Source organism: Pluralibacter gergoviae ATCC 33028 = NBRC 105706 (genome assembly GCF_001598855.1).
Classification (GTDB): Bacteria; Pseudomonadota; Gammaproteobacteria; order Enterobacterales; family Enterobacteriaceae; genus Pluralibacter; species Pluralibacter gergoviae.
In genome coordinates, this window is sequence record NZ_BCZS01000076.1 from 1 (window position 1) to 2502 (window position 2502).

Here is a 2502-nt window from a genome sequence, read left to right on the forward strand (position 1 = left end):
CCTGCCCGCCATGAATGCCATCGAGCGCGCAAGCGCCGAGGCCATCACCCGTGCCAACCGACGCATTTACGCGGCGCTGACCGATTCTTTGTTATCACCCCACCGTCAGCGCCTGGACGAACTTCTCAAGCGCAAGGACGGCAGTAAAGTGACGTGGCTGGCATGGCTGCGCCAGTCGCCTGCCAAACCGAACTCTCGCCACATGCTCGAACATATTGAGCGCCTGAAATCCTGGCAAGCACTTGATCTGCCCGCAGGCATCGAGCGGCAGGTTCACCAGAACCGCCTGCTCAAAATCGCTCGTGAAGGTGGCCAGATGACGCCTGCTGATCTGGCAAAGTTCGAGGTGCAACGACGCTATGCCACGCTGGTAGCGCTGGCCATCGAAGGCATGGCCACCGTCACCGATGAAATCATCGACCTTCACGATCGCATCATCGGCAAGCTGTTCAACGCGGCCAAGAACAAGCATCAGCAGCAGTTCCAGGCTTCCGGCAAGGCGATCAACGACAAGGTGCGGATGTATGGGCGCATCGGTCAAGCGTTGATTGAGGCCAAGCAAAGCGGCAGCGATCCGTTCGCCGCCATCGAGGCCGTTATGCCCTGGGACACCTTCGCCGCCAGCGTCACCGAAGCGCAAACATTGGCGCGGCCTGCCGACTTTGATTTCCTGCACCACATCGGTGAAAGCTATGCCACGCTACGCCGCTACGCGCCGCAGTTCCTGGGCGTGCTCAAATTGCGGGCTGCGCCCGCCGCCAAGGGTGTGCTCGATGCCATCGACATGCTGCGCGGCATGAACAGCGACAGCGCGCGCAAGGTGCCCGCCGATGCGCCAACCGCATTCATCAAGCCGCGCTGGGCAAAGCTGGTTCTGACCGACGACGGCATCGACCGGCGTTACTACGAGTTATGCGCCCTGTCGGAGCTGAAGAACGCGCTGCGCTCCGGTGATGTCTGGGTGCAGGGTTCTCGCCAGTTCAAGGACTTCGACGAATACCTGGTGCCGGTCGAGAAGTTCGCCACTTTGAAGCTGGCCAGCGAATTGCCGCTGGCAGTGGCCACCGACTGCGACCAATACCTGCATGACCGGTTGGAATTGTTGGAGGCGCAACTCGCCACAGTCAACCGCATGGCTGCGGCCAACGACTTACCGGATGCCATCATCACCACCGCGTCAGGCCTGAAGATCACGCCGCTGGACGCGGCAGTACCAGACGCCGCGCAAGCCATGATCGACCAGACAGCTATGCTGCTGCCGCACCTCAAAATCACCGAGTTGCTGATGGAGGTCGATGAATGGACGGGCTTCACCCGCCACTTCACACACCTGAAGACCAGCGACACGGCCAAGGACAAAACCTTGCTGTTGACGACGATCCTGGCCGACGCGATCAACCTGGGTCTGACCAAAATGGCCGAGTCCTGCCCTGGCACCACCTACGCCAAGCTGTCTTGGCTGCAAGCCTGGCACATCCGCGATGAAACCTATTCGACGGCGCTGGCCGAGCTGGTGAATGCGCAGTTTCGGCAACCCTTCGCCGGCAACTGGGGTGACGGCACCACGTCATCGTCGGACGGCCAGAACTTCAGAACCGGCAGCAAAGCAGAAAGCACTGGTCATATCAACCCGAAGTATGGAAGCAGTCCAGGACGGACTTTCTACACCCATATCTCCGACCAGTACGCGCCCTTCAGTGCCAAGGTGGTCAACGTGGGCATTCGTGATTCAACTTACGTGCTTGATGGCCTGCTGTACCACGAGTCGGACTTGCGCATCGAGGAACACTACACCGACACGGCAGGCTTCACCGATCACGTGTTTGGCTTGATGCATTTGCTGGGATTTCGCTTCGCGCCGCGTATCCGTGACTTGGGCGAAACCAAGCTATTCATCCCCAAGGGCGATGCCGCCTATGACGCGCTCAAGCCGATGATTAGCAGCGACAGGCTGAACATCAAGCAAATACGCGCCCATTGGGATGAAATTCTGCGGCTGGCCACCTCCATCAAGCAAGGCACGGTAACGGCTTCGCTGATGCTGCGCAAACTCGGCAGCTACCCGCGCCAGAACGGCTTGGCCGTGGCGTTGCGCGAGCTGGGGCGCATCGAGCGCACGCTGTTCATTTTGGATTGGCTGCAAAGCGTGGAGCTGCGCCGCCGCGTCCATGCGGGGCTGAATAAGGGCGAGGCGCGCAACGCGCTGGCCAGGGCGGTCTTCTTCTACCGATTGGGTGAAATCCGCGACCGCAGTTTTGAGCAGCAGCGCTACCGGGCCAGCGGCCTCAATCTGGTGACGGCGGCCATCGTGTTGTGGAACACGGTATATCTGGAGCGTGCCACCAGTGCTTTGCGTGGCAACGGCACGGCGCTGGACGACACATTGTTGCAATATCTGTCGCCGCTGGGGTGGGAGCACATCAACCTGACCGGCGATTACCTATGGCGCAGCAGCGCCAAGGTCGGTGCGGGGAAGTTTAGGCCATTGCGACCGCTGCCACC

General features: G+C 60.6%; 1 protein-coding gene. It reads left to right on the plus strand.

Annotated elements, in window-relative coordinates; genetic code table 11:
• On the plus strand, positions 1-2502 hold a 2502-nt coding region (locus ENGE1_RS26115; protein ID WP_064360889.1), incomplete at both ends, for a Tn3 family transposase.